The sequence below is a fragment of the Streptomyces sp. NPDC001604 genome (genome assembly GCF_042893475.1).
Lineage (GTDB): Bacteria > Actinomycetota > Actinomycetes > Streptomycetales > Streptomycetaceae > Streptomyces.
This window is the reverse complement of the sequence record NZ_JBIAUY010000044.1, coordinates 1-3,469: the sequence shown is the minus strand read 5'-3', so window position 1 is coordinate 3,469 and position 3,469 is coordinate 1. Positions and strand designations below refer to the sequence as shown.

General features: G+C 71.3%; 1 protein-coding gene. It reads right to left on the bottom strand.

Features of this window, described 5'->3' with window-relative positions:
* Positions 1–3,442 (bottom strand): acyltransferase domain-containing protein (locus tag ACFY1E_RS47845; protein ID WP_389088914.1); only part of this gene is annotated, 3,442 nt, incomplete at its 3' end.
* Positions 3,443–3,469: the final 27 nt, after the last annotated feature.

Genomic DNA, 3,469 nt, shown 5'->3' with positions numbered 1-3,469 from the left:
CCAGCGCCTCCCACGAGGTCTCGAGGAGGAGCCGCTGCTGCGGGTCCATCGCCATCGCCTCACGCGGGCTGATCCCGAAGAAACCGGGGTCGAAAGCCGCCACGTCCCGCAGGAACGCCCCGGACAGCGTGTACGACGTCCCCTCGCCCTCCCCGTCCGGGTCGTACACCGCGTCCAGGTCCCAGCCCCGGTCCGTGGGGAACTCGCCCACCGCGTCACCACCGGAGGCCAGCAACTCCCAGAACGCTTCCGGACTCGCCACACCGGCCGGGAAACGGCACGCCATACCGACGATCGCCAACGGCTCGTCAGAGGCACCCGCGGCAACCGCCACCGGCGCCACGGACTCCAGCTCACCCGTCAACTCCCCACGCAGGAAGCCTGCCAGGGACACGGGGGTGGGGTAGTCGAACACGAGGGTCGACGGCAGGCGCCGCCCGGTGACCGACGCAAGCCGGTTGCGTAGCTCCACCGAGGTCAGCGAGTCGAAGCCGAGATCCTTGAAGTTCTGCCGGTCCTGTACGGCCTCCGCCGAGGCGTGGCCGAGCACGGCCGCCACCTCGGTCCGCACGACCTCGGTCAGCACGCGGGTCTGTTCCTCGGCCCGGCCCAGGCTCCGCAGGCGTCCGACCAGTTCGCCTTCGTCCACGACGGCGCCGGAAGCCGCCAGGCTGCGGATCTCCGGGAGGTCGCGCACCAATGGCAGCTCACGCAGGTGTTTGGCCGCGGGTGAGGAAGCCAGCTGGACCCAGTCGACGTCCATGACGGTCAGGGCGGGATCGGGGCCGTCCAGGGCCTCGCCGAGTGCGCGCACCGCGAGCGACGGGTCCATCGCGGGCATCGCGCCACGCTTGACCCGAGTCCGCACCGCGTCACTCGACGCCGCGAAACCACCACCGGCCCACGCACCCCACGCCACCGACAACCCCGCCAGACCACGGGAGCGACGGTTCTCCGCCAGCGCGTCCAGATAGGCGTTCGCCGCCGCGTAGTTGGCCTGGCCTGCCGCACCCAGGGTCGCTGAGGAGGAGGAGAAGAGGACGAACGCATCCAGGTCTGCGGTCAGTTCGTCCAGGTACCTGGCGCTGGTGGCCTTCGCCGCCAGGACCGTCTCCAGCCGGTCGGGCGAGAGGCGGTCGATGATGCCGTCGTCCAGCACGCCGGCTGTGTGCATCACCGCCGACAGCGCGGGGCCCTTCTCCAGGAGTCCGGCCAGCGCGGCACGGTTGCTCACATCGCAGGCGACGATGTCCACAGCGGAACCGGTCTCGGCCAGCTCCGCTGCCAGTGCGGCAGCGCCCTGGGCGGAGGGCCCGGAGCGGCTGGTGAGGATCAGGCGCGGTGCCTGGCGGTCGGCGAGCCAGCGGGCGACATGCCCGGCGATCGCGCCGGTGCCGCCGGTGATCAGGGTGGTGCCGGTCGGCGTCCACGGTGTCTGTGGGTCGCGGGGCTGCGGGGCGTGGCCGAGACGACGGCCCAGGACACCGGCCGCCCGGATCGCGACCTCGTTCTCGCCGCAGCCGGCCAGCACGGACGCCAGCCGCGTGCCTGCCCGGTCGTCCATGACTTCCGGCAGGTCGATCAAGCCGCCCCAGCGATCCGGATGCTCCAGCCCGACGACCCGGCCCAGGCCCCATACCTGTGCCTGCACCGGAGCCGTGAGGGCTTCCGCTGCGACCGCGCCCTGTGTTGCCACCCACAGCGGCGCCGTCTCCAGACCGGCGTCACCGAGGGCCTGGACGAGCGCCAGGGTCGCGGCCAGGCCAGCGGTCACCGACGGGTGATCCGGCAGCGGAGTCTCGTCCAGGGCCAGCAGCGACAGCACACCGGAGACATCAGCACTGATCAGCGCCGCCAGCTCGGACCGCTCCACAGAGCCGGCCTCGACCACGACCACCTCGGCGCCACGCGCCTCCAACGCCGCCACACATGCATGACGAACGTCAACGGCAGCTGGTCCGGCGGGAGCTACGACCAGCCATGTCCCCGACAGCACCCGTGCGTCCGGCTCGGCCACCGGCACCCACGACGCCCGGTAACGCCAACTGGCCGTCACCGACCGGTCCAACTCCCGCCGACGCCACGACGCCAACGCCGGCAACAGCTCACCGATCGGACGGTCGTCGCCCCCGGCCAACGACTCCGCCAGCCGCGAAAGATCCCCCTCCTCCACCGCCGCCCAGAACCGCGCCTCAGCCTCAGCGCCCATGGTCCCGCTAGGAAGGCCAGCGGCTGTCGGCAGGCGCATCAGGCCCTCCGGCCAGAAGCGCTCGTGCCGGAAGGCGTACGTGGGCAGGTCGATGCGGCTCGCGGTCGGCAGGACGGCGGTCCAGTCGACGGACGCGCCGTGCGTGAAGGCCCGTGCCAGACCGGTCACGAACCCGGTCACACCCTCGTCCGTACGCCGCTGAAGCGGCACGAACGCGGCATCCTCCACACCGACCGAGGCCACGGCATCGGCGCCGAGCGCGGAGAGCGAGCCGTCCGGGCCCACCTCGATGAACAGGGTGATGCCCTGCGCGGCCAGCGTGGACAGCGCATCAGCGAAACGGACCGCCTGACGCGTCTGCGCGGGCCAGTACCCCGCCTCGCACTCCGACACCAGCTCACCCGTCAGCGCACCCGCCCACAGCACGTTCGGACGGTGGTACTCCAACTCCGAAGCAACCCGCTCAAGTTCATCGGTCACCGGGTCCATGGCCGGAGAGTGGAAGGCATGCGAGACACGCAACTCCCGTACCCGACGGCCCTGTTCACGCCAGTGCTCCGCGACCTGGGCGACGGCATCCGCGTCTCCCGACACGACCACCGAGTCTGGACCGTTGACGGCCGCGATCGAGACACCCTCGGCCATCGAGGCGACGACATCGGCCTCGGACGCGTTGACCGCCGCCATCGCACCGCCCGACGGCAACCCCTGCATCAACCGCGCACGCGCAGCCACCAAGCGGCAGGCGTTTGGCAGCGTCAACACTCCGGCCACGTACGCGGCCGCGACCTCACCCACCGAATGACCCACCACCGCATCAGCGGCCAGCCCACTCGCTGCCAGCAGCTCGGCGAGAGCGACCTCGAAGGCGAACAGCCCTGTCTGGGCGTAGAGCGTCTGGTTCACCAAGCTCTCGCCCGCATTGCCGAGGACCACGTCCCGGACACTGACGCCGAGTTCCAGCTCCAGCAGCCCCGTCACCTGATCGAAGACCCGCGCGAACACCGCACTGCCCTCATACAGACCACGGCCCATCCCCAGCCACTGCGACCCCTGACCCGCGAACACCAGGCCAACCCGCACATCCGAGCGCGCAACGCCCGACACCACCGCACCCGACGACACCCCAGCCGCCAAAGACTCCAGACCAGCCACCAACTCCGCACGCCCGTCGCCCAGCACCACAGCCCGGTGCTCGAACACCGACCGCGTCGCCGCCAACGACCACGCCACATCAGCCGGTTCCAGCCCAGGCCGGTC